This is a genomic window from Robiginitalea aurantiaca (assembly GCF_030380815.1).
Taxonomy (GTDB): domain Bacteria; phylum Bacteroidota; class Bacteroidia; order Flavobacteriales; family Flavobacteriaceae; genus Robiginitalea; species Robiginitalea aurantiaca.
Map to the genome: position 1 here is coordinate 301,716 of NZ_JAUDUY010000003.1, position 24,083 is coordinate 325,798.

The 24,083-nt window shown below is 47.2% G+C and carries 23 protein-coding genes; 11 read left to right on the forward strand and 12 right to left on the reverse strand.

Annotation, left to right across the window (positions count from 1 at the left end; translation table 11 throughout):
* Position 1: 1 nt before the first annotated feature.
* Both QU605_RS07775 and QU605_RS07780 read left to right on the forward strand, forming a co-directional pair.
* Positions 2-1,411, forward strand: coding sequence for a TolC family protein (locus QU605_RS07775; RefSeq protein WP_289724720.1), 1,410 nt, complete (start codon positions 2-4; stop codon positions 1,409-1,411).
* Positions 1,412-1,499: 88 nt separating this feature from the next.
* Positions 1,500-2,114, forward strand: coding sequence for a thioredoxin family protein (locus QU605_RS07780; protein WP_289724721.1), 615 nt, complete (start codon positions 1,500-1,502; stop codon positions 2,112-2,114).
* Here the strand turns inward: QU605_RS07780 and QU605_RS07785 are convergent.
* The 5 genes from QU605_RS07785 to QU605_RS07805 form a co-directional block, all read right to left on the reverse strand.
* The gene (locus tag QU605_RS07785; RefSeq protein ID WP_289724722.1) at positions 2,097-2,813 is read right to left on the reverse strand and encodes a hypothetical protein; all 717 of its coding nucleotides are present in this window, start codon (positions 2,811-2,813) and stop codon (positions 2,097-2,099) included. The genes QU605_RS07780 and QU605_RS07785 overlap by 18 nt on opposite strands.
* A gap of 65 nt (positions 2,814-2,878) precedes the next feature.
* The gene (gene truB / locus QU605_RS07790; RefSeq protein ID WP_289724723.1) at positions 2,879-3,589 is read right to left on the reverse strand and encodes a tRNA pseudouridine(55) synthase TruB; all 711 of its coding nucleotides are present in this window, start codon (positions 3,587-3,589) and stop codon (positions 2,879-2,881) included.
* A gap of 22 nt (positions 3,590-3,611) precedes the next feature.
* Complete coding sequence (locus QU605_RS07795) at positions 3,612-4,406, reverse strand: undecaprenyl-diphosphate phosphatase (RefSeq protein ID WP_289724724.1); 795 nt, start codon at positions 4,404-4,406, stop codon at positions 3,612-3,614.
* Complete coding sequence (locus QU605_RS07800; RefSeq protein ID WP_289724725.1) at positions 4,407-4,679, reverse strand: DUF3098 domain-containing protein; 273 nt, start codon at positions 4,677-4,679, stop codon at positions 4,407-4,409.
* A gap of 9 nt (positions 4,680-4,688) precedes the next feature.
* A complete protein-coding gene (locus tag QU605_RS07805) occupies positions 4,689-5,567 on the reverse strand; it encodes a cell division protein FtsX (RefSeq protein WP_289724726.1) in 879 nt (292 codons plus the stop codon).
* A gap of 103 nt (positions 5,568-5,670) precedes the next feature.
* On the opposite strand from QU605_RS07805, the gene leuS reads away from it, so the two are divergent.
* The 3 genes from leuS to QU605_RS07820 all read left to right on the forward strand — a co-directional run bounded on the left by leuS (position 5,671) and on the right by QU605_RS07820 (position 10,867).
* Positions 5,671-8,508, forward strand: coding sequence for a leucine--tRNA ligase (leuS, locus tag QU605_RS07810; protein ID WP_289724727.1), 2,838 nt, complete (start codon positions 5,671-5,673; stop codon positions 8,506-8,508).
* A gap of 443 nt (positions 8,509-8,951) precedes the next feature.
* Positions 8,952-10,055 (forward strand): alanine dehydrogenase, encoded by a 1,104-nt coding sequence (gene ald, locus QU605_RS07815; protein WP_289724728.1) that lies wholly within the window; start codon positions 8,952-8,954, stop codon positions 10,053-10,055.
* A 116-nt stretch (positions 10,056-10,171) separates the two neighbouring features.
* Positions 10,172-10,867 carry a zinc metallopeptidase gene (locus tag QU605_RS07820; protein ID WP_289724964.1) on the forward strand — a complete coding sequence of 232 codons (696 nt, stop codon included), beginning with the start codon at positions 10,172-10,174 and terminating at the stop codon, positions 10,865-10,867.
* A 10-nt stretch (positions 10,868-10,877) separates the two neighbouring features.
* Here QU605_RS07820 and QU605_RS07825 read toward each other — a convergent pair whose 3' ends face one another.
* Both QU605_RS07825 and QU605_RS07830 read right to left on the reverse strand, forming a co-directional pair.
* Positions 10,878-11,348 (reverse strand): Lrp/AsnC ligand binding domain-containing protein, encoded by a 471-nt coding sequence (locus QU605_RS07825; protein WP_289724729.1) that lies wholly within the window; start codon positions 11,346-11,348, stop codon positions 10,878-10,880.
* A 41-nt stretch (positions 11,349-11,389) separates the two neighbouring features.
* Positions 11,390-12,763, reverse strand: coding sequence for a saccharopine dehydrogenase family protein (locus QU605_RS07830; protein WP_289724730.1), 1,374 nt, complete (start codon positions 12,761-12,763; stop codon positions 11,390-11,392).
* Between the two features lie 78 nt (positions 12,764-12,841).
* Here QU605_RS07830 and QU605_RS07835 point away from each other — a divergent pair, with 78 nt between their 5' ends.
* Positions 12,842-13,228: a DUF423 domain-containing protein gene (locus QU605_RS07835; RefSeq protein ID WP_289724731.1), complete on the forward strand. Its 387-nt coding sequence runs from the start codon at positions 12,842-12,844 to the stop codon at positions 13,226-13,228.
* Between the two features lie 65 nt (positions 13,229-13,293).
* Positions 13,294-14,910 (forward strand): phosphoenolpyruvate carboxykinase (ATP), encoded by a 1,617-nt coding sequence (gene pckA / locus QU605_RS07840; protein WP_289724732.1) that lies wholly within the window; start codon positions 13,294-13,296, stop codon positions 14,908-14,910.
* Between the two features lie 29 nt (positions 14,911-14,939).
* Here the strand turns inward: pckA and QU605_RS07845 are convergent, their stop codons facing one another.
* From QU605_RS07845 to QU605_RS07855, 3 genes are read right to left on the reverse strand one after another with little or no spacing between them, the layout of a single operon-like run.
* Complete coding sequence (locus QU605_RS07845) at positions 14,940-15,686, reverse strand: uroporphyrinogen-III synthase (protein ID WP_289724733.1); 747 nt, start codon at positions 15,684-15,686, stop codon at positions 14,940-14,942.
* Between the two features lie 3 nt (positions 15,687-15,689).
* Entirely contained in the window at positions 15,690-16,349 is a 660-nt protein-coding gene (locus QU605_RS07850; protein WP_289724734.1) for a DUF4271 domain-containing protein, read from the reverse strand.
* On the reverse strand, positions 16,346-18,007 hold the full coding sequence (locus tag QU605_RS07855) for an ArnT family glycosyltransferase (RefSeq protein WP_289724735.1): 1,662 nt from the start codon (positions 18,005-18,007) through the stop codon (positions 16,346-16,348). The genes QU605_RS07850 and QU605_RS07855 overlap by 4 nt, the downstream gene beginning before the upstream one ends.
* A 125-nt stretch (positions 18,008-18,132) precedes the next feature.
* Between QU605_RS07855 and QU605_RS07860 the strand changes: the two genes are divergently transcribed.
* The 3 genes from QU605_RS07860 to QU605_RS07870 are packed head-to-tail and all read left to right on the forward strand — an operon-like array spanning position 18,133 to position 20,589.
* On the forward strand, positions 18,133-18,861 hold the full coding sequence (locus QU605_RS07860; RefSeq protein WP_289724736.1) for a polyprenol monophosphomannose synthase: 729 nt from the start codon (positions 18,133-18,135) through the stop codon (positions 18,859-18,861).
* Position 18,862: 1 nt separating this feature from the next.
* Positions 18,863-20,197, forward strand: a complete 1,335-nt coding sequence (locus QU605_RS07865) for a dihydroorotase (protein WP_289724737.1) — start codon at positions 18,863-18,865, stop codon at positions 20,195-20,197.
* Positions 20,194-20,589 carry a DUF4296 domain-containing protein gene (locus QU605_RS07870; RefSeq protein WP_289724738.1) on the forward strand — a complete coding sequence of 132 codons (396 nt, stop codon included), beginning with the start codon at positions 20,194-20,196 and terminating at the stop codon, positions 20,587-20,589. The genes QU605_RS07865 and QU605_RS07870 overlap by 4 nt, the downstream gene beginning before the upstream one ends.
* Here QU605_RS07870 and QU605_RS07875 read toward each other — a convergent pair.
* A complete protein-coding gene (locus QU605_RS07875) occupies positions 20,580-21,593 on the reverse strand; it encodes an NAD-dependent epimerase/dehydratase family protein (protein WP_289724739.1) in 1,014 nt (337 codons plus the stop codon). The two genes, QU605_RS07870 and QU605_RS07875, sit on opposite strands and share 10 nt — an antisense overlap.
* Positions 21,594-21,687: 94 nt before the next feature.
* Here QU605_RS07875 and tyrS point away from each other — a divergent pair, with 94 nt between their 5' ends.
* A complete protein-coding gene (gene tyrS / locus QU605_RS07880; RefSeq protein ID WP_289724740.1) occupies positions 21,688-22,983 on the forward strand; it encodes a tyrosine--tRNA ligase in 1,296 nt (431 codons plus the stop codon).
* 57 nt (positions 22,984-23,040) lie between these two features.
* Here tyrS and QU605_RS07885 read toward each other — a convergent pair whose 3' ends face one another.
* Entirely contained in the window at positions 23,041-24,012 is a 972-nt protein-coding gene (locus QU605_RS07885; RefSeq protein WP_289724741.1) for an acyl-CoA synthetase family protein, read from the reverse strand.
* Between the last annotated feature and the right edge of the window lie 71 nt (positions 24,013-24,083).

Below are 24,083 nucleotides of genomic sequence, written 5' to 3' on the forward strand. Positions count from 1 at the left end.
GATGCGAATCAGACTCGTCTTAATACTCGTTTTCTGTTTCTCTTCCCTGCTTAATGCACAGGAAGCAGATAGCCTTGTCCTCGGGTTTCGTGAGTACCTGGCCTATGTGAAACAGTTTCATCCGGTAGCCCGGCAGGCACAGATCGTGCTCGGGGCTGCAGAGGCGAACCTGTTGCAATCCCGCGGCGGCTTCGATCCCAAGCTGGAGGTGGATTACGACCGCAAGCAATTTAAGGGGTCGGAGTACTATGACCGCCTGAATGCGACTTTCAAAATCCCTACATGGTTTGGGGTTGAGCTAAAAGGGCAATTTGAGCAGAATGAAGGCGATTTCCTGAATCCGGATGAATTCGTTCCTGATGGCGGCCTATTCAGCGCTGGAGTCTCTGTGAACGTACTCAATGGCCTTTGGATCAACGAGCGTATGGCGACCCTCAGGAAAGCAAAATACTTTGAGCAACAGAGCGAGGCCGACCGCGACCTATTCGTAAATCAGATTCTATTCGATGCTTCATCAGCCTACTTTAAGTGGTTACAGGCCTACAAAGACCTGCTGGTTTTTGAACAATTTCTCGACAACGCCCGTCTGCGTTTTAAGGGTATCAGGGAAAGTGCCCTGGCCGGAGAAATCGCATATATAGATACCGTGGAAGCGGGAATTGCCGTGCAAAGCCGTAACCTGGGATTGGAACAAGCCCGGGTGCGCTATCGCAACACCGCCCTGGAACTCTCCAATTTTCTATGGCTGGATGACAACATCCCCATCGAGGTTCAGGATGGCGTTATTCCCGAGGCAACACCGGGAGAACAGGTGGACGATGCACTTGAAATCGACGGGATTCCTTTAGATAGTTTTGCGCTCGAGACCCATCCGAAACTCCGTTCCCTCGATTATAAAATCCAGGGACTGGAAGTTGACCGGCGCCTTAAGGTCAATCAGTTGTTTCCCCAAATTCAGCTGGAGTATAACTTCCTGACGGAAACCCCGGACCAGATCAACACGTATGTGACCCAGGATTATAAGGGAGGGGTAACCTTTAGCATGCCACTCTTTTTGCGGAAAGAGCGGGGAGCCCTGAAACTCGCGCGTTTTAAACTCAGGGATGCGGAGTTTGAGCGAGATAACGCCTGGGTGAGTATTCGCAACAAAGTATTCGCGCTCTACAATGAACTCGATTCCTTTGAAAGGCAGAATGTCTTAATCGATGGGATCGTCGTAGACTATAGCCGGCTTCTACAGGCGGAAGAGCGCAAGTTTAGCTTTGGGGAAAGCTCCCTTTTTCTGATCAACTCCCGTGAGCGATCCCTTATCGATGCACGTCTTAAGGCAAACGAGGTACAAAACAAATACCTGATGGCCAAGGCCAAGTTATTCCAGGCCCTCGCCATTAACCCCGAACTCAATCCCTGAGCTATGCTGCCGCTGTAAGGATTCCCCCGCCATTCCTACCAAGTAAAGGCTAATTCACTCAACAAGACAGATGCAGGATATAAAACCAATGCGAACAGAGACCAAGAAACTCATATCCCGGGCGCTTGAAAATTCAATGGGTTACAGGGAGTACGCCGACCTGGTTGCCGCCATGGCAAGTGAGAAAAAGACTTCCGGGGATATTCAAACGCAAGAAATGGTGCACTACACCATGTTAAACCATCAACGGATGCGTCGCTGGGAACGAAGAATAAGACTGGATGAGCAGGAAAAGAACCTGCTCGAAACATTGAGAACCCCATATGTATGGTTGGTCCTGACCGAGTCCTGGTGTGGGGATGCCGCCCCGGTACTCCCAGTTTTGCAAGCCATGGCTGCGGCAACTCCCTTTCTTGATCTGAGAATTGTTTTCAGGGATCAGAATCCCGAACTGATGGATCGTTTTCTGACAGATAACGCCCGTTCTATTCCCAAACTCCTGGTCGTGCGACCCGAAGAAGATTTCCGCGTTGCAGCCACCTGGGGACCCCGTCCCCAAGAAGCCCGCAGAATGGTAAATGAATACAAGGCACTGCACGGTAAATTAGATGCTGAATTCAGGGAAACCCTTCAGAAATGGTATAATAAGGACAAGGGGTTAGCTATTAAATCAGAATTGAAAGCCCTACTTACTCTGGAATAAATAGGTAATCGTTCCCTTTTGAGAAATTTTTTCGGAGCTGCTGAACCTGGCCTTCAGGGCATAGGAAATCGCATTCTCTACAAGGCAGCCATTGGAAGTTGTGGAGCTTTTGTCATTAAAGGAAGCATCCTTTACAAATCCGAGGTTATCCACTTCGATATTGATCACGACTTTACCGCCTTCAATACAGGTGTAAATAGGAGGGGGGAGTTCGTAGTGGTTCCTCCCGATGAGGGAATAGCTGATAGAGGTTCTTTTTTCTGAGAGGAAACTTGTATACTCCTTTTTCTCGGCTTCCTTTTCGCCAAGAAGCTCTCTTTTGGCTTCCCTTTGACGTGCCAGCTCTTCCAGTGAACTGGAAAAATCCTCCTGATTTGTATTCTCAGCAGGGTCTGTGCCCTCCTCCGCTGCCCGTTCTGCCATAATTTCTTCCAGGGTTTTCAGAGGTTCTGGTGCGCCATACCTGGGTTTGGCGGTTTCGTTGAGGGCCATATGGGTTTTTACCGGATCTGACTCTTCCTTTTCCCGGGCTTCCATTTCTTCCAGCACGGTCTCCAGATCCTCATCCGCCAGAGTCATTTCAATGACGTATTCCTCTTCTATCTGAGTGCCGAGATGAATATTGAACAGGGTCAATACTACGATACTCAAAGAGAAGAACGTAATCAGAAATGCAAGTTGACTGCGTGTCAAATCCATAAGACTATAACCCTTTTTAGCCTGAATTATTTTGTTTTTAAGGCCTGACTCGCCGATTTTGCCAATCAGACTTTAAAGCCCGCTTCTTCAAATAACCTGCGGAATTCATCAGGACTTATTGCATTATCTACGTTGTAGGAACCTATTTTGGTTCTTTTAAGGGAGGATAGATAGGCCCCCGAATCAACAGCCTTCCCAAAATCATAGGCCAATGACCTTATATACGTGCCCTTGCTGCAGGTAATTGTAAAATCTACCTCTGGCAGTGCAATTCTAGTGAGCTCAAAGTTGTTGATTACTACCTGTCGCACCGGAATATCGACCTCTTTCCCTTCCCTGGCGTATTCATAAAGGCGTTTGCCGTCTTTTTTAACGGCTGAGAAAACAGGTGGTTTTTGCGTGATTTCACCCAGGAACAATTGCGTTTTCTCCCTCAAAAATGCTTCTGATAAATGGGCAGTCGGATAGGTCCTGTCAACCGGGGTTTCCATATCGTAGGAAGGTGTGGTGGCGCCCAGATGGAAGGTGCCTGTATATACCTTAGTCATACCCTGTAAGGATGCAATCTTTTTTGTGCTCCTTCCGGTGCAAACCAGGAGTAACCCTGTTGCCAAAGGGTCCAATGTGCCCGCATGACCAACTTTTATTTTTTTCAGGGAGAATGCCTTACGCAGCGTCCATTTTACAGAATTGACAGCCTGAAATGAGGACCATTCATAAGGTTTGTCGATTAACAGGATTTGCCCTTCCAGGAAGGCTTCTTTGGTGAGTATCAAAAAGAGTTGCTATTTATTTCGCTTATAGCCAAAGCGTTGCAGCAATAGCTATACAGCCGACGATGAGACAATATACGGCAAAAAAGGTAAGTCTGCTGTTGCGCACAAGGCGGATCATCCATGTACAGGCCAGAAGGCCGGCCAGGAAAGCAGCCGCGAATCCAGCCGACAGGACCCCAAAATTATCAGCCTGGAAATTGAGATCCCCACTGAGGATATCTTTTGCGATCTTACCCAAAATCAGCGGAACAACCATAAGGAAGGAAAATCGAGCCGCCTTTTGTTTGTCAACGCCAAGGAGTACAGAAGTAGCTATAGTTGCTCCACTGCGCGAAATACCGGGTAGCATGGCCACGGCCTGGGCGATACCGATGACCAGGGAGTTGCCGTAAGACACATTTTTGTGGGTGGTCTTGGCCCGATCAGCTAAAAAGAGCAAGAGGGCCGTAATCAATAACATGCTACCCACCAGCAGAATATTGCCGCTGAAGAGTATTTCCAGCTCGTCTTCAAAAAACATTCCAACCAGGGCTGCCGGAACCATGGAGATGATAATTTTAAGTGAGAACCTGGAGGCCTCGTTATCTTTAAATGCGAAAAGCCCCTGAATAATTTCCCAAACATCTTTCCGGTAGACTACAATAGTGCTTAAGGCCGTCGCAAAGTGAAGTACTACGGTAAAAAGGAGGCTTTCTTCAGGGATGGACGTATCTCCCAGCAACACTTTGCCCAACTCCAGGTGGCCGCTGGAAGAAACGGGAAGGAATTCCGTGAGTCCCTGGATAATTCCCAGGATAATGGCGTCTATCAGATCCAATTAGCGGGATTTCTTCTTGTTGGGATTGGCGAGAATTGCAAATACCTGGATTCCCAGCCCGATAAGCACCAAAGTTGGCGCAAGGCGGATGCGTCTGAAATTGAAGATGGCCTCGCTGAAGACCTCCGGATCCTCACTGCCGCCACCAGCCATCAGGATGTACCCCAGGGCGATAAAGACAAGTCCTATGAACATCAACAGGTAGTTCCTGCGCTGAAAAATGAATTCCTGTGACTTTTTTTGGGGGGGTACCCGGTTCTTTTTCTTGCTCATACTGCAAATTTAGTAATATAAATCGTCAGTTCGAAGGTTCAGAAATCGCTGTGTGGCAAAATAGGTGCTGGCCAGCGAAATTAGGATTCCGGCCAGGAAAACCCCTGCAAAGACCAGGCCGAGCTGTAAAGTGTCCTGTAGAAGTCCGAGTTGGGGAAAGTTCTGATTCAAATATAGCAGCAAGCCGGCAATTCCTATGAGTGCGAGGACTGCCCCGATCATCCCGAGTTTGATATTGGTCCAGATAAAAGGTTTTCGAATGAATGATTTTGTTGCTCCCACCATCTGCATGGTCTTAATGATAAAGCGCTTGGAATAGATCGAAAGGCGAATGGAACTATTTATAAGCAATACGGCAATCAGGGTAAAAAGCGCGGAAGCAATCAGGATTATCAGGCCAATCCGTTTGACATTTTTGGTTAACAGATCGAGGGTGGGCTTGTCATAACTAACTTCCTCTACAAAAGTTTCACCTGCTATGGCCTGGGCGATAGAATCTACCTGTATCGTACTCACGAAATCTGCCTTCAAATTAACATCGATGGAGTTTTTCAGGGGATTATATCCAAGGAATTCCAAAAAATCCTCTCCGATATCAGCACTGTGCTGTTCCGCGGCTTCATCTTTTGAGACGAAAACGGCAGATTTTGTATAATCCGCCATAACAAGGCTTTTCTGCAGCTGGCTTATTTCCACCTCTTTTGCCGTATCCTTGAGGAAAACGGATAGGGTGATCTCTTCCTTGAAGTGGTCAGCCAGTTTTTTGGTGTTAAGTAACAGGAGTCCCAGAACACCCAATAAAAAAAGGACCAAAGCAATGCTCAGGATAACCGAAAAGTAGGATGAGATGAGTTTGCGCCTTTGGTAGCGTTCAAATGATTTGCTCATAGCGGTACTAAGGATATGTAAAAATAGGAAAGTAAATGGATTCCACTTATTTTTGACCGGAATTAACCTTTGGGGCACCCAACCTCACTTTTTCACCCGGAAAATGCAGTACGATTTCAGGAAAATAGAAGCCAAATGGCAACAATTTTGGTCAGCGCATAAGACTTTTAGGGCTGAATTCCCATCGGAGAAACCAAAATACTATGTCCTGGACATGTTTCCCTATCCTTCAGGGGCAGGACTTCACGTAGGACACCCACTGGGTTACATTGCGAGTGATATTTATGCCCGATTTAAAAGGCATCAGGGCTTTAACGTCCTGCATCCAATGGGATATGATTCTTTCGGGCTTCCCGCGGAGCAGTATGCGATTCAGACTGGCCAGCATCCGGCCATCACTACGGAGACCAATATAAAACGGTATCGGGAACAACTGGATCAACTTGGGTTCTCCTACGACTGGGACAGAGAGGTCCGTACTTCTGATCCTTCCTATTACCGTTGGACCCAATGGATTTTCATGCAGTTGTTTAATTCCTGGTACAACATTGCTGCAGACAGGGCTGAAAGCATTGAGACCTTGATTTCTGAATTCGAGACTGAAGGGAATCTTCGGGTAGAAGCCGCATGCGATGAGGATTGCTGGACTTTTTCAGCCTCCGAATGGAACGCCTATTCAAAAGCACAACAACAAGAGATCTTACTTAAGTACAGGCTAACCTACCTTGCAGATACCGAGGTGAATTGGTGTCCGGAATTAGGGACGGTTCTGGCCAATGATGAAATTGTGAATGGCGTTTCTGAGAGGGGGGGATACCCGGTAATCCGTAAAAAAATGACGCAGTGGAGTATGCGGATTACCGCATATGCCCAGCGGCTGCTGGACGGTCTGGAAACCGTGGACTGGCCTAAACCTCTGAAAGATTCCCAGCAAAACTGGATTGGACGTTCGGTGGGAGCGGCCGTGATTTTTCACACACAACCTAACCGGGATCAGGAGGAGTCTTTTCCGATAGAAGTGTTCACGACCCGGCCAGATACTATTTTCGGGGTGAGTTTTATGACGCTTGCTCCGGAACATGAACTGGTTTTAAAGCTAACTACCTCTGAGCACCTGGAAGCGGTTAAAGCCTATATTGAAGCTACCTCCAGACGCTCGGAACGGGAGCGAATGGCAGACGTTAAATCCATTTCCGGGGTTTTTACCGGGGCCTATGCTGTTCATCCTTTTTCAGGAGAATCCATTCCCATATGGATCGGGGATTATGTTCTTGCCGGTTATGGAACGGGTGCGGTCATGTCCGTGCCATGCGGGGATCAGCGAGACTTTGATTTTGCCCGTAATTTTGATATTCCGATACCAAATATTTTTAAGGGGGTCTCCATTGAAGAGTCTGCTTTTGAAGAAAAGGATGGCGTAATTATCGAGAATTCCGGTTTTATCAGCGGATTGACTTACAGGGAGGCGAGCCAAAAGGTGATTGAAGCGCTGGAGAAAAAAGGTGCCGGGGCCGGTAAAGTAAATTACCGCCTTCGGGATGCGGTTTTCAGCAGGCAGCGCTATTGGGGCGAACCTTTTCCGGTTTATTATGACGCTGAGGGCTTACCACGGCTTATTCCCGAGCGTTGTCTTCCTCTGAATCTTCCGGAGGTGGAAAAGTACTTGCCCACTGAAACAGGGGAACCACCCTTAGGAAATGCCACACACTGGGCATGGGATGTTGAAAAGGAAGAGGTTGTTGCAAATGAAAAAATAGATCGTAAAACGGTTTTCCCCCTGGAGCTGAATACCATGCCTGGATGGGCGGGGAGCTCTCAGTATTTCAATCGTTATATGGATCCGAAGAATCCGGATGCCCTGGTCTCCGATAAAGCGATCGAATACTGGCAGGATGTAGATCTCTATATTGGAGGAAGTGAACACGCAACCGGGCATTTGCTGTATTCCCGATTCTGGCAAAAGTTCATGTATGACAGGGGATGGATTCCACGTGATGAGTATGCTCGTAAACTCATTAATCAGGGAATGATCCTTGGAACCAGCGCAATCGTATACCGGAAAAGCGGGACGCAGCAATACCTTAGCAAAGGTCTTGTGGGTGCGACTCCTGTGGAAGAAATACGCGTGGACGTCAACCTGGTCAATGCTTCAGATGAGCTGGACCTGGAGAAATTACGGGAATGGCAGCCTCAGTTTAAGGAGGCGGAATTTCACTTGGAAAACGGAGTGTATATCGTTGGCCGGGAGGCGGAAAAAATGTCCAAGCGATGGTTCAATGTCGTTAATCCGGATCAGATTTGTGAGGAGTACGGGGCGGATTCCCTTCGTCTTTACGAGATGTTCCTGGGGCCTCTTGAACAATCCAAACCCTGGAATACAGCAGGACTCAGCGGTGTTCATGGATTTTTGAAAAAACTGTGGAAGCTATACCATCAGGGGGCAGATCGCAGTTTTGAAGTTCTGGATAACCCGGCATCGGCCCAAAACCTGAAAACCCTCCATAAGACGATTAAAAAGGTTACCGAGGATATTGAAGGCTTTTCCTTTAACACCTCCGTTTCCACCTTTATGATCTGTGTAAATGAACTGACTGCCGGAGGATGCAGGGAACGTGATATACTTGAGCCTTTGGCTGTACTGGTGGCGCCATATGCTCCTCACATCGCGGAAGAACTATGGGAGAAGCTTGGCCATAAGCAAAGTGTGGCCAGGGTTCCTTACCCGGTTTACGAGGCCCGCTACCTGATAGAAAGCACCAAGGAGTACCCTGTTTCCTTTAATGGTAAAATGCGCTTTAAAATTGCACTTTCCCTCGATCTGGATCGGGAGCAAATAGAAGCTGCCGTAATGGATGATGAACAAACACATCACTACCTCGAAGGACGGGAGCCGCGCAAGGTTATTGTCGTGCCCGGTAAGATTGTCAATATCGTGGTGTAGTTCCCTGTGGTTGTTCTTTTCTGAAGGTGATGTGCTAAGCAGAATTCTTTTTACGCATACAGGGCCCACCCACCCCCAAGTCCAAACTAACCCCATACCCTGCAAGAGGAAATCATCTCGCGCTTATCTGGGATATCCAATCCCCGCGAGGCGACCCAGGTGACGGTTGCCGCGGTTGGGGTTCTGCCTTTATTGGAACCCTTGAACAGCTGTGCTGGAAAATCAACTTTCAGGGAATTGTTGAAAACTCCAACGTCTATTGGCTATGAAAACAGGGGGTGTTGTTTAAATAATAATATAAAAAGACATACTTACCCCCTAAAAAATAGGGGTATAGTACATTAAAAAACTATAATTGAACACTATTACCCTCTATTTTATCGAAAAAATATTCAAATTATCCTTTTTTTGACACATCTTTACCGAATATAAAATACTGCGACATGATTATTGGGATTCCTAAAGAAATCAAGAATAACGAAAGCCGGGTGGGAATGACTCCTGCCGGGGTTCTCGAACTAACTCATAAGGGGCACGAAGTATTTGTCCAATCCGGTGCAGGCGTGGGTAGCGGCTTCACAGATGAGGACTATTTAAAAGTAGGGGCACAGATCCTCGACACCATTGCTGAGGTTTATGGAATGAGCGAGATGATTGTAAAGGTCAAAGAGCCGATTCGGGAAGAATATAAACTGATAAAGAAAGGGCAGATTGTATTCACCTATTTCCATTTTGCCTCGAGTGAACCGCTCACCCGGGCAATGATCGAGAGCCAGGCTGTATGCATTGCCTATGAAACCGTGGAAGATGAAGAAAGAACCCTTCCCCTGCTAACCCCAATGTCTGAGGTCGCCGGACGAATGGCAATACAACAGGGAGCGAAATACCTCGAAAAACCGGTCAAGGGACGTGGCGTTCTACTCGGGGGTGTTCCCGGAGTTCCTCCGGGTCGGGTATTGGTGCTCGGAGCCGGAACTGTGGGTATCCAGGCCGCCAAAATGGCTGCAGGGCTGGGGGCCCATGTAACAGTGTTGGATGTCAATATGAAGCGATTGCGGTATGTCAATGATGTCATGCCACCTCATGTTGTTACAGAGTTTTCAAACGAATACAATATTCGAAAGCATATTAAATCTCATGACCTGATTGTAGGGGGTGTCTTGATCAAAGGGGCCAAGGCTCCCAAGTTAATTACCCGTGATATGCTCAAATCCATGACTCCCGGCACAGTGATCGTCGATGTTGCAGTGGACCAGGGTGGGTGCGTTGAGACTTCGAAACCCACCACGCACGAAGATCCGGTATTCATTATCGATGATGTAGTGCATTACTGTGTGGCCAATATGCCTGGAGCCGTGCCTTATACCTCGACACTCGCACTTACCAATGTCACGCTCCCCTACGTACTCAGTCTGGCAGAAAAGGGATGGGAGAAGGCCTGTTCTGAAGATGCTTCTCTACAGAAGGGACTGAATATTGTTCACGGAGAGGTCGTTTACGAGGAAATCTTAGAAACTTTCGGCCCTCTCGAGGGTGTGACAGTATAGATCCCAGGGACTGACAGGATTTCAGAAGAATTGTCCAATTCCCCTTCCGGGGATTATGGCGAGGTTTTTGCTTTAAGTTTTGCTACTTTTAGTAACCTTAAACTGAAATTATGGGAATTACAGGATATTATATTCTAATCGGCGGGATTGCGCTGATTAGCTGGTTGGTGAGTTCACGCCTGAAAAGTAAGTTCCGGCATTATTCCAAGGTGCATTTGCAGAATGGGATGAGCGGTGCCGAAATAGCTCAGAAAATGCTCGCTGACAACGGGATTCAGGATGTGAAGGTGATCAGTACTCCGGGTATGCTTACGGACCACTACAACCCAAAAAATAAAACGGTCAATCTCAGTGAGAGCGTTTACAATCAGCGTAACGCGGCAGCAGCTGCCGTGGCCGCGCACGAGTGCGGGCACGCCGTGCAACACGCGAAGTCCTACCAATGGCTTACGATGCGGTCAAAACTGGTGCCGGTGGTCAGCATTACCTCCGGGATGTCTACGTGGCTGGTATTCGGGGGGTTGATCCTTGGGGCGGCAGCCGGGGCAGGTATGGGATATTGGATAGCAGTCGCAGGTCTGGTTATGATGGGACTTGCTACGGTTTTTAGCTTTGTCACCCTTCCTGTGGAATACGATGCAAGTAACAGGGCACTGGCCTGGTTAAAGCAAACAGGCATGGTAACTCCAAAAGAATACGGTGGGGCTGAAGACGCTTTAAAATGGGCCGCTCGAACCTATTTGGTCGCTGCCATCGGAGCCCTGGCCAATCTGGTCTATTGGGGTCTGCAGGTATTTGGAGGACGGAACTAAAGGGCAAGCCTTAAATCTGAATCTGACGATTTATAGACTGATCCAGTGAAATGAAAGTTTCCGTTCTGGAAACACCTTCAATTTGCTGGATTTTTTTATTCAAAAGCTGCATCAGGTGTTCATTATCCCGGCAGAGTACTTTGATCAGGATAGACCAGTTTCCGGTGGTGTAATGGCACTCCAGCACCTCCGGGATCTTCTTTAACTGCTGAACGGCATATGGGTTACTCATCGCCTTGTCCAGAAAAATTCCAATATAGGCTGTCGTAGTATACCCGAGTACTTTCGGGTTTAGTATGAATTTAGACCCGGATAACAGTCCGGATTTCTCGAGTTTGCGAAGTCTTTGGTGAATAGCTGCTCCTGATATGCCAATATTCCTGGCGATTTCCAGAATCGGAGTACGGGCATCTTCCATTAGGTAACGGAGAATTTTTTTATCGATGCCATCGATCCGGGTCTGTTTTTGATTTGACTTCATTCGGCTTGAATTATCTCTAAAAATAATACGAATCCGGGACTTTAATTTCCAACGGCTTCGGGATTGTATCCGAGGTAGGGTACTTCGTACTCCCTGAATCGGATATCATAGGATTCGAGGGCGTTCAGTACGGGTTCATACACCTCTGGCTTGATAGGGATCTGTACTCCAGGAGTCTTTATTTTTCCGTTGAGGATTAACAGTGTAGCAATACCTACAGGAAGGCCAACCGTCTTTGCCATAGCCGTGTGCCGGGTGGATTCCCCGATTGCTACCATATTCGCATCGAGCTGAAATCGTTTACCCTTCAATTCATACCCGAATTTGTGGTACATTACGATCATGTCCCGATCCGCTTCTTGCAGTGTCCACTTCTGCTCGAGGATCTCCTGAAGAATCTGAGCCGGAGTGCCATTCTCCACGGTGATCTTTTTAGTGGCATCAAAAATATTTAACTCCAGAAGTTTCCCCCAAATATTATCATCCTGATCTATTTTGAGATAATGCCGTAGTTTGAGTTCTACGGAGTCGGTAGGTGAGTAGGCGAGAAATAGATTGGTAAAATCCCTGTAGGACATCCCCATTGAATTCTCGATACGATAAGAATCATCCGTCATGCCCAACTGAACAAAAATATTCCAAGCCCGGGAAAATCCCACCCGGCGCATGGTTCCCCGATAAAGGGTAAGTGTATCCTCAAGGCCGTAGGCATCCCGATAACTAAGGGAATCCCGATTGGCATAGGCCTCAAAGATGCCATACCCTTCAATTTCCAGAAACTCTGTCCGTCTGAACAGTTTGTGGTACGGAATGTATTTATAGGTCCCTTCCTGCATGAATTTGGCGGCACCACCCTGCCCGGCTACCACGACATTTCTCGGATTCCAGGTAAATTTATAATTCCAAAGGTTGTTATCGCTTTCGGGTGCGACCAGGCCACCGGTAAAAGACTCAAAAAGCAATATTCGACCTCCTGAAGACTTAATGCGATCGATTACCTGCATGGCGCTCATATGATCAATGCCAGGATCAAGGCCAATTTCATTCATAAAAATGAGCCCCTTCTTCTTAACCTCAGAATCGAGTTCTCGCATTTCGGGAGAGATGTATGAGGCCGTCACGAGATTTTTACCGGCCTCCAGGCAATCCTTTGCTACCTCCAGGTGCAGACGGGCAGGAAGCATGGAAATCACAATATCAGCCCGGTCTATTTCAGCGCGTCGGGCGGTGCTGTCCGAAATGTCCAGCCCGATCACCGAAGAATTCGGATGATTATGCAGTTGTTCCGGTATTGCCTCCGGGTACTTGTCCGCAATGATGATTTCGAGGTTTTCTTCCCCGGAGTGTTCCAGTAAATAGTCTAAAAGGTAGGAGGTGGATTTACCGGCTCCTACGAGCAGGATGCGTCTGGACATAAGGTGCAGAAGGCTTTAGGATTACGATTGCTAAGGTATCAAAATGTTACATTTGCATAGAAGGAAACCCTCCTAGTTATGAACAAAACTATTTTAGGCACCGGTGCCCTCTTTGGGTTGCTTGCGGTGATTTTTGGGGCACTCGGAGCCCATGGTCTCAAGAATTTACTGCCTGAGAGTTCCTTGGGCAGCTTTCAGACAGGAGTCGCATATCAGATGTATCACGCGCTTTTCCTTTTGGTTCTGGGGACTATGAATCAGTTGGAAGAAAAGGCTAAGAAGTCTGTTTTTTATTTGATTGCCGGAGGTGTTCTCTGTTTTTCGTTTTCGATTTACGCCTTGTCGACAGGTCCTCTTCTCGGGTTGGATTTCAGTGCGATAGGCTGGATTACCCCAGTGGGCGGGATTCTGCTGATCGCAGGATGGACATTGTTTATTTATCGTGTTTTCCGGGGATTGAACTAAGTTCTTCACATGCGCGGGAAGAATCTCTTTATTTTGATACTTTTGCCAAATCAAAAACAATCTATATGAGCACATTTGCCACCGGAACGAAATCGATTTCGTTGTCAGAATATGGACTAACCAATGAAAATGTTCACTATCAACTTTCCCCCCAGGAGCTTCACCAGCGCACGCTGGATGCCAATCTCGGCAGAGAGGCCAAAAGTGGGGCGCTTGCTGTAAATACCGGTGAATTTACCGGACGTGCCCCTCAGGACCGATTTATTGTCAAAGATGCCCTCACAGAAGATAAAGTATGGTGGGGTCCGGTCAACAAGCCTTTTGATGCCGGGAAATTCGATGCCTTATACGATAAAGTCATCGCTTACCTAAATGATAAAGAACTTTTTGTTCGTGATTCCTTTGTTTGTGCGGATCAGAAGTATCGGATGGGAGTCAGGGTGATCAACGAATATCCTTGGTCAAATCATTTTGCTTACAATATGTTTATCAGGCCCTCAGCTGAGGAATTAAGTGAATTCGAAGCGGATTGGACTGTTGTTAACGCCCCCGGATTCCTTGCAAACCCCGAAGAGGACGGCACCCGCCAACATAATTTTGCCATTTTAAACTTCAGCAGGAAGATGGTGCTAATCGGGGGCACGGGATACACCGGAGAGATAAAGAAAAGTATTTTTTCTGCCCTGAATTTTATACTTCCCGTTTTTCGGGACACACTGCCTATGCATTGTTCAGCAAATGTAGGGGCCGATGGAGACACTGCCATATTTTTCGGTCTGTCGGGCACCGGGAAGACCACCCTTTCCACAGACCCGTCCCGAAAGCTTATCGGTGATGATGAACACGGTTGGACAGCTGAGAATACCGTATTTAACTTTGAAGGCGGATGTTATGCCAAGGTGATCAATCTTTCAGGGGAGAATGAACCTGAGATTTACGGGGCTATTAAGAAGGGAGCCATCCTTGAGAACGTCATCATGGATGACGATGGAGTCGTGGATTTCTCAGATGCACAGATCACTCAAAATACACGTGTCAGCTATCCTATTTACCACATTGAAAATCGGCAGGAACCTTCTATTGGTGAAAATCCCAAACACATCTTTTTCCTTACTGCGGATGCCTTTGGCGTACTGCCGCCAATTTCAAGGTTAACTCCGGCTCAGGCAGCATATCATTTCATCTCCGGATATACAGCTAAAGTCGCTGGAACCGAAGCAGGAGTCAATGAACCCGTGCCTTCCTTTTCAGCTTGTTTCGGCGCCCCGTTCATGCCACTGCACCCGACGAAGTACGCTGAAATGCTCAGTAAGAAAATGCAGGAAACCGGTGCAAATGTATGGTTGGTAAATACAGGTTGGACGGGAGGCCCTTATGGGGTGGGTACGCGTATGAAACTCAAGTATACCCGTGCGATGATCCGTGCCGCACTTAGTGGTGCCCTGGGTCTTTATACCTATGACACCTATCACATTCACTCTGTTTTTGGTGTTGCCCAACCCAGAGAATGCCCGGGGGTACCTACCGAACTACTCAGCCCTCGAACGACATGGAACGATGACAAGGCGTATTACGATACAGCGTTCAAACTATCGAATGCCTTCAGGGAGAATTTCAGGAAATTTGAATCCTATGCCAATGAGGAAATTCGCAGAGGAGGTCCCCAACGCTATGCCTATTAAAAAAAAGCTCCCAATTTGGGAGCTTTTTTTTATTTCTTATTTACGGTATTGATGTATTTCTGAAGTGCCATGGTCATGGAGGGCGTTTCAGGGGTAGGTGCCTTGATATCGATTCTGAGGCCGGCCTCGGTAGCGGCATTTATGGTGGAATTTCCAAAAACGGCGATCCGGGTGTCCTTCTGATCAAAATCCGGGAAGTTTTTCAAAAGTGATTCAATTCCCGAGGGGCTGAAAAATACCAGGACATCATAGTAGACATTTCTCAGGTCTGACAGGTCACTGATCACAGTTTTATAGAAAATCCCCCTGGTCCATTTGATCCCTACCTTATCGAGCGTATCCGGGGTAGCCGGTTTTAAAACGTCCGATGAGGGGAGCAGGTATACTTCGTCTTTATATTTCTTAAAAAGCGGCTGCAGTTCCTGAAAGTTGCGTTTACCGACGTAAATCTTTCGCTTGCGGTAAACAACATACTTCTGAAGGTAATAAGCTACGGCTTCCGACTGACAAAAATACTTCATCGAATCCGGCACTTTAAAGCGCATTTCTTCCGCGATACGGAAAAAGTGGTCAACCGCGTTACGGCTGGTGAGAATAATGGCTGTAAAGTTGGATAGATCGATCTTCTGCTGACGCACACTTTTGGCGTCCACTCCTTCTACGTGTATGAAGGGCCGGAAGTCCACTTTGACCTTTTCCTTCTCAATGAGTCTGGAATAGGGGCTGTTCTCCATTTTTGGTTCCGGCTGGGATACCAGAATCGTCTTTACCTTCATACTTCAGTCATTTAGCAGATTTGCAATGATCAAAAAAGGTGCAAATTCGAGGGTGCAAAGGTACAAAATAAAATAGAATAAGTGGGAAGCGATCAACTTTTGATGAATCTTCAGGATACTGATCCAACCGATACTATTGATAAGGAGAATTAAGGAAATACTTGCAAAAACGATGATTTTGGAGTCCTTAGTGACATAACCCAGCAAAAGGTTTGCGATGAACATGACCAGGGCGCTATAGTTCAGGTAGGTCATTTTTTTGAAAACCAGGGAGGATGTGATTTTGCTGAATTCCAGGATTAAACCACCCGCGAGCTGCATTCCAATTTTTAGAAGAAAGTATACAAAAAGAGCTCCCCCTGAAACCAGCAGGAATGAACCTCCGGGACTGATTTGCTTATCGAACAGGACAGAAGCCGTGAAAAGTGTAAACAGGCTGAGGTTTAAATACATAAATAAACTCAATGCGACGTGAAAACCGTGGGTAAGCCTCCCTTTTTTATTGTAGAGAAAGATGTATTTGTTGTTAAAAGGGAGAATCATGAAATTTTGAAAACGACTCAGGAAAAAAGCCCGCGCAAAGACCAGCAGCAAAAGGCTCAAAACAAAAATGAGCGTAATCCAGTCATTCGTTGGGACGGTCCTTTCAATAGCTTCCATCATGGTTTGATCGGTTGTGCCCTTCCGTTGAGGCCCCAGGGCAACTCATTTTCAGAGATCACCATTCGGACAAAGACAGGTTCGGACTTTTCAGGTGCCGGCAATACAACATTAAGCCACAGGGTATCCTTGGGGAGTATACGGGTTTCGGATCGGAAGTTTGTATGGACCGGTCGGATCTCCTGCAGCCGTTTTGAGCCATCCAGGTAGGCTACCCCCAAACGCAGTGCTCTTAAGGGAATACTTTTGTTATACGGATTGTAAATCCAAACAGGGTATTCATTATCAGCGTTTAATGACTCACCTTTGGGCAACCCCGATTTTAAATCCCGAAAGGACTCAAAATTTTCGATAAAAACCCCGTAATGTTTAGTGCCCCTTGCGTCCAGGTAATAGGGCCCCTTGCCTTCCCTGCCTTTGTAGGCATAAAAAACCTTTTTGCCCTGCACCAGTGCTTCAGAGCCATTGATGGCATATTGGTCTTTACGGTAATAGGCATTATCCAGGGAAATTGCAGGTTCCTGGGCGTAGAATGAATACATGGAGGCAGCCCGATACGAATTCTCAAAAACAACGGAGGTACCTGCCGCGAGCGTTTTTAGGTTTTCGACCCAAATCTTGTTGCCATGACTCTCATACCGACCCGGAAAAACAGGTTCGTAAACCAGTCCGATTCTCAGCCAGGCAAGAATGAGAATATTGGCAAGCCCCAGCCTCCATATCCACTTTCTCAAATTAGGTTGCTCTATAAAGGATTTGGTAACAATTGCAGCTACCGGGATGCAGATGGTAATGAGCCACTGAGTTTGAATACGCCTCTGAAAACTCGAGACAAAGAAGAAAATCAGCATACCCAGAAAAATATACTTCATCGCTTTTTCAAGTGGGCTGTCGGCCTTAAATTTAAATGCAGCCCTATATGCAAACGTAAAGGTAAGTCCGAAAAGCGCCATCAGGTTTAGAAAAAACACCAGGGTAAATTTTGTAAAATCGTAGGGTTCATTCGGGCGTTCAAAAAGGTGAAACTCCAGGGATACAAAATCATTTGAATAGAGCCAATTCAGATGGGGCAGATAACAAAGCAGGGAAACCACAAGGGCGAGCCAGGCATATTTGTTTTTCAGAAGGCTAAGATTCGATAGCAGTACAAAGACTATAATAAGAGCGGCGTGGTATTTACTGTACATCATCGCTGCCATGCAGACACCCAGGAGAAGCGCAATTCCAAATCCCGGTTCCTTTACAAACCTGCGGTACAGCCAAAGAAACAAAGCAGTAAAGAATAATAGCGGAGTGTCGGGTAGGGTCAGAAATCCATAGGCGTGGAGCAGGACTATTGAGAGGACCCAAACGAAGAATTCCCGATAGTAGGTTTTTTTTTCAGGATGTTCCACCAACGACCAAATCAGCAGGGCTGTGCCCGCTCCCATCAGGCAGCCGACGAGTCGTACGCCTAATTCATTCTGAAAAATTGAATATCCCAAACCGACCATCCAGGCGACCATTGGGGGGTGATCAAAATAACCCCATGAAGGACTTAGCGAATAGTACCAGTAATACGCTTCATCGTAGATCAATCCCGTTGCAAAGGCTTGCAGCAAATTAACCAGTAACAAGCCTCCAATGAGAAATATTAAGGGCCTGGGAAGAGGGTTACTCATATACGGCTGGATTGGCTCAAAGGTACAAAAAAAGCGTTTTGATACTTCGGAACGGCAGGTGTAAAAAAAACCATTGCATCCCGGTCAACACAGTTATTTTGGTATTTTTGCCGAAACGCATTGGTATGGCTGAAGGCCTGGTAATCACTCCTACTTACAATGAGATAGAGAATATAGAAGCCATTATCCGGGCTGTTTTTGCCTTACCGCGTGACTACCATATGCTGATCGTAGATGACAATTCCCCCGATGGAACGGCTGCACGCGTAAGAGAATTACAGGAAGAATTTCCCGAATCCCTGCATCTGGAAGTCCGAAAAGGAAAGACAGGTCTCGGAACAGCATACATTCATGGGTTTAAATGGGCGCTCAGGCATTCTTACGAATATATTTTTGAAATGGACGCTGATTTTTCCCATAGGCCGTCAGACCTGATGCGTCTGCATCGGGCCTGTCTTGATGGGGCAGATGTAGCGATTGGGTCCCGTTATAAAAAAGGGGTGAATGTGGTAAACTGGCCGCTCAAACGGGTGCTGCTCTCCTATGGGGCTTCGATTTACGTCAAGTTTATTACCGGAATGAAAATACACGACCCTACGGCAGGATTTATGTGTTACAATAGAAAGGTATTACAGGCAATCGATCTGGATGCAGTTCGGTTTGTGGGGTATGCCTTTCAGATAGAAATGAAATTCAGGGCGTATTTGAAAAAGTTCAAACTTCAGGAAGTTTCCATCGTGTTCACGGATCGGGAGAAGGGAGAGTCCAAAATGAGTAAAACAATTGTATGGGAGGCGGTATTCGGAGTCTTTAGCATGAAGATTCGAAGCCTGTTTCGAAAAAATGAGTTTTAGGATGAAAAGGACATTGCTAAAGAATGCCCGCATGGTTAACGAAGGGCAGATTTTCGAAGGAGACCTGCTGATCGAAGGGGACCAAATAGCTCGGATTGACACTGCACTTACGGACGCCAATGCGCAGGTAATTGACCTGGAAGGGGATTACCTCCTGCCCGGACTTATCGATGATCAGGTGCATTTTCGGGAGCCCGGATTAACACATAAAGGGGATATCGCTTCTGAAAGCAGGGCTGCAGTAGCTGGGGGTATTACCAGTTTTATGGAGCAGCCCAATACGGTTCCCCAGACAACGACACTTGAAAAGTTAGAGGCAAAATTTGAGTTAGGCGCGCGTTCTGCCTATGCCAATTACTCCTTCCTGTTCGGGGGAACCAATGATAATTTGGAAGCCATCAAGCGGCTTGACAAGAACGCGTGTTCGGGTATCAAACTTTTTTTAGGATCCTCGACCGGCGATATGCTGGTTGACGATGAAACGGTTCTGGAACGCATTTTCCGAAGTACGGAAATGGTGATTTCTGCCCATTGTGAAGACGAGGCGACCATACGGGCCAATATGGCCCGTTATACTGAAATGTACGGAGCCGATATCCCCGTCAAATTCCATCCGGCCATCCGAAGTGAGGCGGCGTGTTACCTCTCCTCCTCTCGGGCAATTGCCCTTGCTCGGGAAACAGGGGCCAGATTACATGTATTTCACCTTTCTACAGGAAAGGAAACAGGGCTTTTCCAAAATGATATCCCGCTGTCGGAAAAGAAAATTACGGCAGAGGCCTGTGTCCACCACCTCTGGTTTTCCGATGAGGATTATGCGGAGAAAGGCGCTTTTATCAAATGGAATCCGGCGGTTAAAACCAAGGCGGATCGGGAGCAGTTGTGGAAAGCCGTCCTGGATGACCGAATTGACATCCTGGCTACGGATCACGCCCCGCATACACTACAGGAAAAAGAACAGCCCTACGCCCGATGCCCTTCAGGAGGACCGCTTGTCCAGCACGTCCTGCCTGCCCTTATGGAGAAATTTCGGGAAGGCGTGATTTCCGTCGAGAAAATCGTTGAGAAGATGTGTCACAACCCGGCAATTCTCTTTAACCTTCACCGAAGGGGCTATCTGAGAGAAGGGTATTATGCGGATTTGGCCGTGGTCTCTTCAGAGAAGCCCTGGACCGTAGCCAAAGACAACATCCTGTATAAATGCGGATGGTCGCCGTTTGAAGGTCAGGAGTTCCACTCCAGGGTTTTATATACTTTTGTCAACGGGCATCTTGCCTATGAAAAGGGCCGTATTTCAGAGGAGCGAAATGCCATGAGACTTACTTTTGACCGATGATCAGACGTTTGGCACTTTACGCAATATGTTTACTGGGATTCTCCTGCGGAAATAAACTGATGGAGGAACCCGAGAATCTGATTTCTAAAAATGAAATGGTGGATATCCTCTACGATATCGCCTTGCTCAATGCCATAGACAACAGTTATCCCCATGTCCTGCAAAGTCACGATATCAAAGTGATGGGATTTATCTCGGAAAAATATGGTGTCGATAGCGTTCAATTCGCACAAAGCGATTTGTATTATGCTTCATTACCGGTGGTTTATGAGGAAATTTATCAGACTGTAGAGGACCGTTTGGGGCGTAAGAGGGATAGTGTGAATGAGGCCTTGAAAGAAAACGGTGCTAAAAACGGTGACAGTCTGGATCTTTCAGATGGCTATGAGTGATTTCCCTTGTCCCATTTAATGAAATGGAGGCTGCATTCCCTCAGCACCTCGCCTATGGGTTCAAATTGAAACCCGGTATGGCCGATAATTTTTTCACTGCTGTAGGTGTTAATGCTTTTAAGGCTCCGCGCCGTATCCCGGGTTAGTTTCCTCGGGCCGCCACTGAGGATTGACCGAAACCAATCCAGCCTCCAGAGCCATTCCAATTGCCACGTTTTCAGGATTCTTGCGGGCGGTGCAACTTGCAGGTGTCCCGCTATTTGGGAAAGCACTTCCCCGAACTTCAGATTTTCGGCTACTAGAATGTATCGTTGGTTAAAACACTGCTTTTCTATAAGGGTTTCAAAAGCCTGCACCACATCCATGACCCCGATAAAACCGGTTCCGCCGGGAGGGCTGTATTTTAAGCCAGGGGCTGTTTTAGTAAAGAATTTGGCACTGCCTCTATCCCAGAATCCGGGTCCGAAAATTACCCCCGGATTTACGATTACCGTTTCCAGACCCTCCTGTCCACCCCTCCAGACTTCCATTTCCGCCAGGTATTTACTGGTTGCATATACATTGGTGTCGGTGGGATCCCAAAGATCTTCCTCAGTTTTAATGGCCTTGATTCCCCCGATGGTAGCGATGGAACTGCAATAATAAAGACGTTTGATTCCCCGGTTCAGGCAAAGATTCACAATATTTCGTGTGCCCTCGTGGTTCACACGCCGTAAGGCATCCCGATCCCCTGGATTAAAGGAAATCAGGGCCGCACAATGGTATACTTCTGTAACCCCTTTTAAGGCGATTTCAAGGGATGGCAGGTCGTTGAGATCACCCGATACCCATTCAATGTCCTCAAACAGGGCGGTAGTTTTCGGACCGTACAATTCAAAAAGGTCTGCGATTTTTTTAAGGTCGCTTTCCGGCCGTCGCAGGGCTCTTGGCTTTAGCCCGCGTTGCAGAAGTCTCATCAACAGATGACTTCCCACAAGACCCGTTCCACCCGTAACAAATACCATGGTCTAAAAATACGGGTTTCTCCCCGATTCCATCGACTTCTGAGCTTCCCTGACAGGCTGATTTGACTATATTTGCCTCAAATTTTGGCAGCACATGGTTTCAAATTTTGTTGAGGAACTGCAATGGAGGGGGATGTTGCACGACATCATGCCCGGAACGGAAGAACACTTGTTAACCGGAATGCAATCTGCATATGTAGGGATTGATCCTACAGCAGATTCTTTGCATATCGGACATTTGGTTGGTGTCATGATGCTGCGGCATTTCCAGTTGGCAGGACACAGGCCCCTTGCCCTGATCGGAGGTGCCACGGGAATGATAGGTGATCCTTCCGGAAAATCGACCGAGCGAAACCTTCTGGATGAAACCACCCTTAGGATGAACCAGGAAGCCATTAAGGGGCAGCTTGCCCGGTTCCTGGACTTTGATAGTGGGGATGAGAATGCGGCTCTGATGGTCAATAATTACGACTGGATGAAGGACTTCACTTTCCTGGAATTTATTCGGGATGTGGGAAAGCACATCACCGTTAACTATATGATGGCAAAGGATTCGGTACGCAAAAGGCTCTCTGAGGAATCAAAGGAAGGGATGTCGTTTACGGAATTTACCTATCAATTGGTTCAGGGCTATGATTTTCTCCATTTGTACCGGAAATATGACTGTACACTCCAAATGGGCGGAAGTGACCAGTGGGGAAATATAACTACAGGTACAGAGCTCATCCGAAGAATAGAAAGCGGAAAGGGTTTTGCCCTTACTTGTCCCTTGATCACTAAGGCAGATGGAACGAAATTCGGAAAAACAGAAAGCGGTAACATTTGGCTTGATCCGCATAAAACCTCACCCTACCGCTTCTATCAGTATTGGTTGAACACCTCGGATGACGATGCGGAGAAGTACATCAAGATTTTTACGTTCCTTTCTAAAGACGCCATTGAAACCCTTGTTTCTCAGCACCGTGAGGCCCCACACAAAAGGCAGTTGCAACGGAAACTCGCCGAAGAACTTACAATTCTCGTACACTCTAAAGAGGATCTGGAAAATGCGGAACGCGCAAGTGAGATTCTTTTTGGAAAATCCACAGCAGAGGCTCTAAAGGCGCTATCCAGCGCGTTATTTCTGGAGATTTTTGAAGGCGTGCCCCAGGCAAGCATCCCAAAAGGGGATATTGAAGCGGGTCTGGACATAGTCGCGGCCCTTTCTGCCCGGACAGGATTTTTAAAATCGAATGGGGAGGCGAGAAGGGAACTTAAACAGCAATCCATTTCCGTGAACAAAACACGGGTGGAACCGGAGTACACCCTGACAACCTCAGATTTGATTCAGGATCGGTTTATTTTGCTCCAAAGGGGAAAGAAAAGCTATTTCATATTAGTGGTGGACTAGAGTATTGAAACCTTGATTTTGCCTGTGATTTCCGGGTAAGATCGCACAACCCCTGGATCAGAGTGCCATCAGATTGCATCCGCGGATATCCGAATGGTCAAAACGGCCCAGGATTTCAAAAGACCCGTCGGGATGTCGTTTCCCCAGGTCTTGCGTACTGATAAATGCGCAGGAATGCTGATTGGCCAGATCAATAATATCCACCCCTCCAGTGCGCCTATCGGCAAGGTGCGTTAACGGATCCTCTGTATCCCGAATCTGCACCCGCATCCATGGCGGGCAATAAAAGCGTCCGTTGCCCTGAGAATACGCCTGGGAGAGTAATTCTGTCATTCCGTATTCTGAGTGGATCTCCCCAAGCTCAAACCCCTTGGAGAGTATTTGATGCAATTCCTCCCGAACCATTTCTTTTCGCCTGCCTTTCATGCCCCCGGTTTCCATAACAATCCCATTGGGTAAGGGCATCCGTGTATTTTGCGCCAAATCGAGCAGTGCAAAACTCACTCCGATCAGTAATACCCGCGTATCTGTCTGCGTAAGACGCTGGAGGATGTCGGGTATTTGAGGGACTTTGTAAAACCCACTCTGCGCATGAGAACTCAACTTTATAAGTTCTGAGACCATATGGATCAGGGAAGCATCTGACCGTTCCTGGTATGAGGGTAGAAGGGCAAGAATACAGTATTTGGACGGTTCGCCATAAAAGTGATTGAACCCCAGGATAAAACTTTCCCTGTACAGATCTAAATCTGCCACATAGTGCTTGCTTCGCCTGCTTCCGGTAGTCCCGCTGCTTTGAAAGACTTTTTCAGGAGTGTAACCCTCCCGGAGGACCTTATGGGATTTAAAGAACTCAATGGGGAGAAAGGGTACTTCACCCAGTGATTTTACTTTGGAAGGCGTCTTTCCGAGGTGATCACAAAACTCCCTGTATACCGGTACCTGCTGATACTGAATGGTAAAAGTTTCCAGCGCCAGGGACTCAAATTCCTCAGCAGACTGAATCCCGAAAATGCGATGGGTATCCATAGGGGAAGCTTACCGCAAAAATACAGAAAAATCGAGGCTAAAATGGAAAATGTAAATCTGGAACTGAAGGG

Bases quoted from the DNA above. Each gene is read 5' to 3' on its own strand.
- QU605_RS07875 (WP_289724739.1), bottom strand. From the start codon at position 21,593: ATGGTATTTGTTACGGGTGGAACGGGTCTTGTGGGAAGTCATCTGTTG.
- QU605_RS07825 (WP_289724729.1), bottom strand. From the start codon at position 11,348: ATGAAGTCAAATCAAAAACAGACCCGGATCGATGGCATCGATAAAAAA.
- ald (WP_289724728.1), top strand. From the start codon at position 8,952: ATGATTATTGGGATTCCTAAAGAAATCAAGAATAACGAAAGCCGGGTG.
- QU605_RS07885 (WP_289724741.1), bottom strand. From the start codon at position 24,012: ATGGATACCCATCGCATTTTCGGGATTCAGTCTGCTGAGGAATTTGAG.
- QU605_RS07805 (WP_289724726.1), bottom strand. From the start codon at position 5,567: ATGAGCAAATCATTTGAACGCTACCAAAGGCGCAAACTCATCTCATCC.
- QU605_RS07870 (WP_289724738.1), top strand. From the start codon at position 20,194: ATGATCAGACGTTTGGCACTTTACGCAATATGTTTACTGGGATTCTCC.
- QU605_RS07865 (WP_289724737.1), top strand. From the start codon at position 18,863: ATGAAAAGGACATTGCTAAAGAATGCCCGCATGGTTAACGAAGGGCAG.
- QU605_RS07785 (WP_289724722.1), bottom strand. From the start codon at position 2,813: ATGGATTTGACACGCAGTCAACTTGCATTTCTGATTACGTTCTTCTCT.
- QU605_RS07800 (WP_289724725.1), bottom strand. From the start codon at position 4,679: ATGAGCAAGAAAAAGAACCGGGTACCCCCCCAAAAAAAGTCACAGGAA.
- QU605_RS07835 (WP_289724731.1), top strand. From the start codon at position 12,842: ATGAACAAAACTATTTTAGGCACCGGTGCCCTCTTTGGGTTGCTTGCG.
- QU605_RS07855 (WP_289724735.1), bottom strand. From the start codon at position 18,007: ATGAGTAACCCTCTTCCCAGGCCCTTAATATTTCTCATTGGAGGCTTG.
- tyrS (WP_289724740.1), top strand. From the start codon at position 21,688: ATGGTTTCAAATTTTGTTGAGGAACTGCAATGGAGGGGGATGTTGCAC.
- pckA (WP_289724732.1), top strand. From the start codon at position 13,294: ATGAGCACATTTGCCACCGGAACGAAATCGATTTCGTTGTCAGAATAT.
- QU605_RS07845 (WP_289724733.1), bottom strand. From the start codon at position 15,686: ATGAAGGTAAAGACGATTCTGGTATCCCAGCCGGAACCAAAAATGGAG.
- QU605_RS07830 (WP_289724730.1), bottom strand. From the start codon at position 12,763: ATGTCCAGACGCATCCTGCTCGTAGGAGCCGGTAAATCCACCTCCTAC.
- QU605_RS07860 (WP_289724736.1), top strand. From the start codon at position 18,133: ATGGCTGAAGGCCTGGTAATCACTCCTACTTACAATGAGATAGAGAAT.
- leuS (WP_289724727.1), top strand. From the start codon at position 5,671: ATGCAGTACGATTTCAGGAAAATAGAAGCCAAATGGCAACAATTTTGG.
- QU605_RS07775 (WP_289724720.1), top strand. From the start codon at position 2: ATGCGAATCAGACTCGTCTTAATACTCGTTTTCTGTTTCTCTTCCCTG.
- QU605_RS07850 (WP_289724734.1), bottom strand. From the start codon at position 16,349: ATGATGGAAGCTATTGAAAGGACCGTCCCAACGAATGACTGGATTACG.
- QU605_RS07780 (WP_289724721.1), top strand. From the start codon at position 1,500: ATGCGAACAGAGACCAAGAAACTCATATCCCGGGCGCTTGAAAATTCA.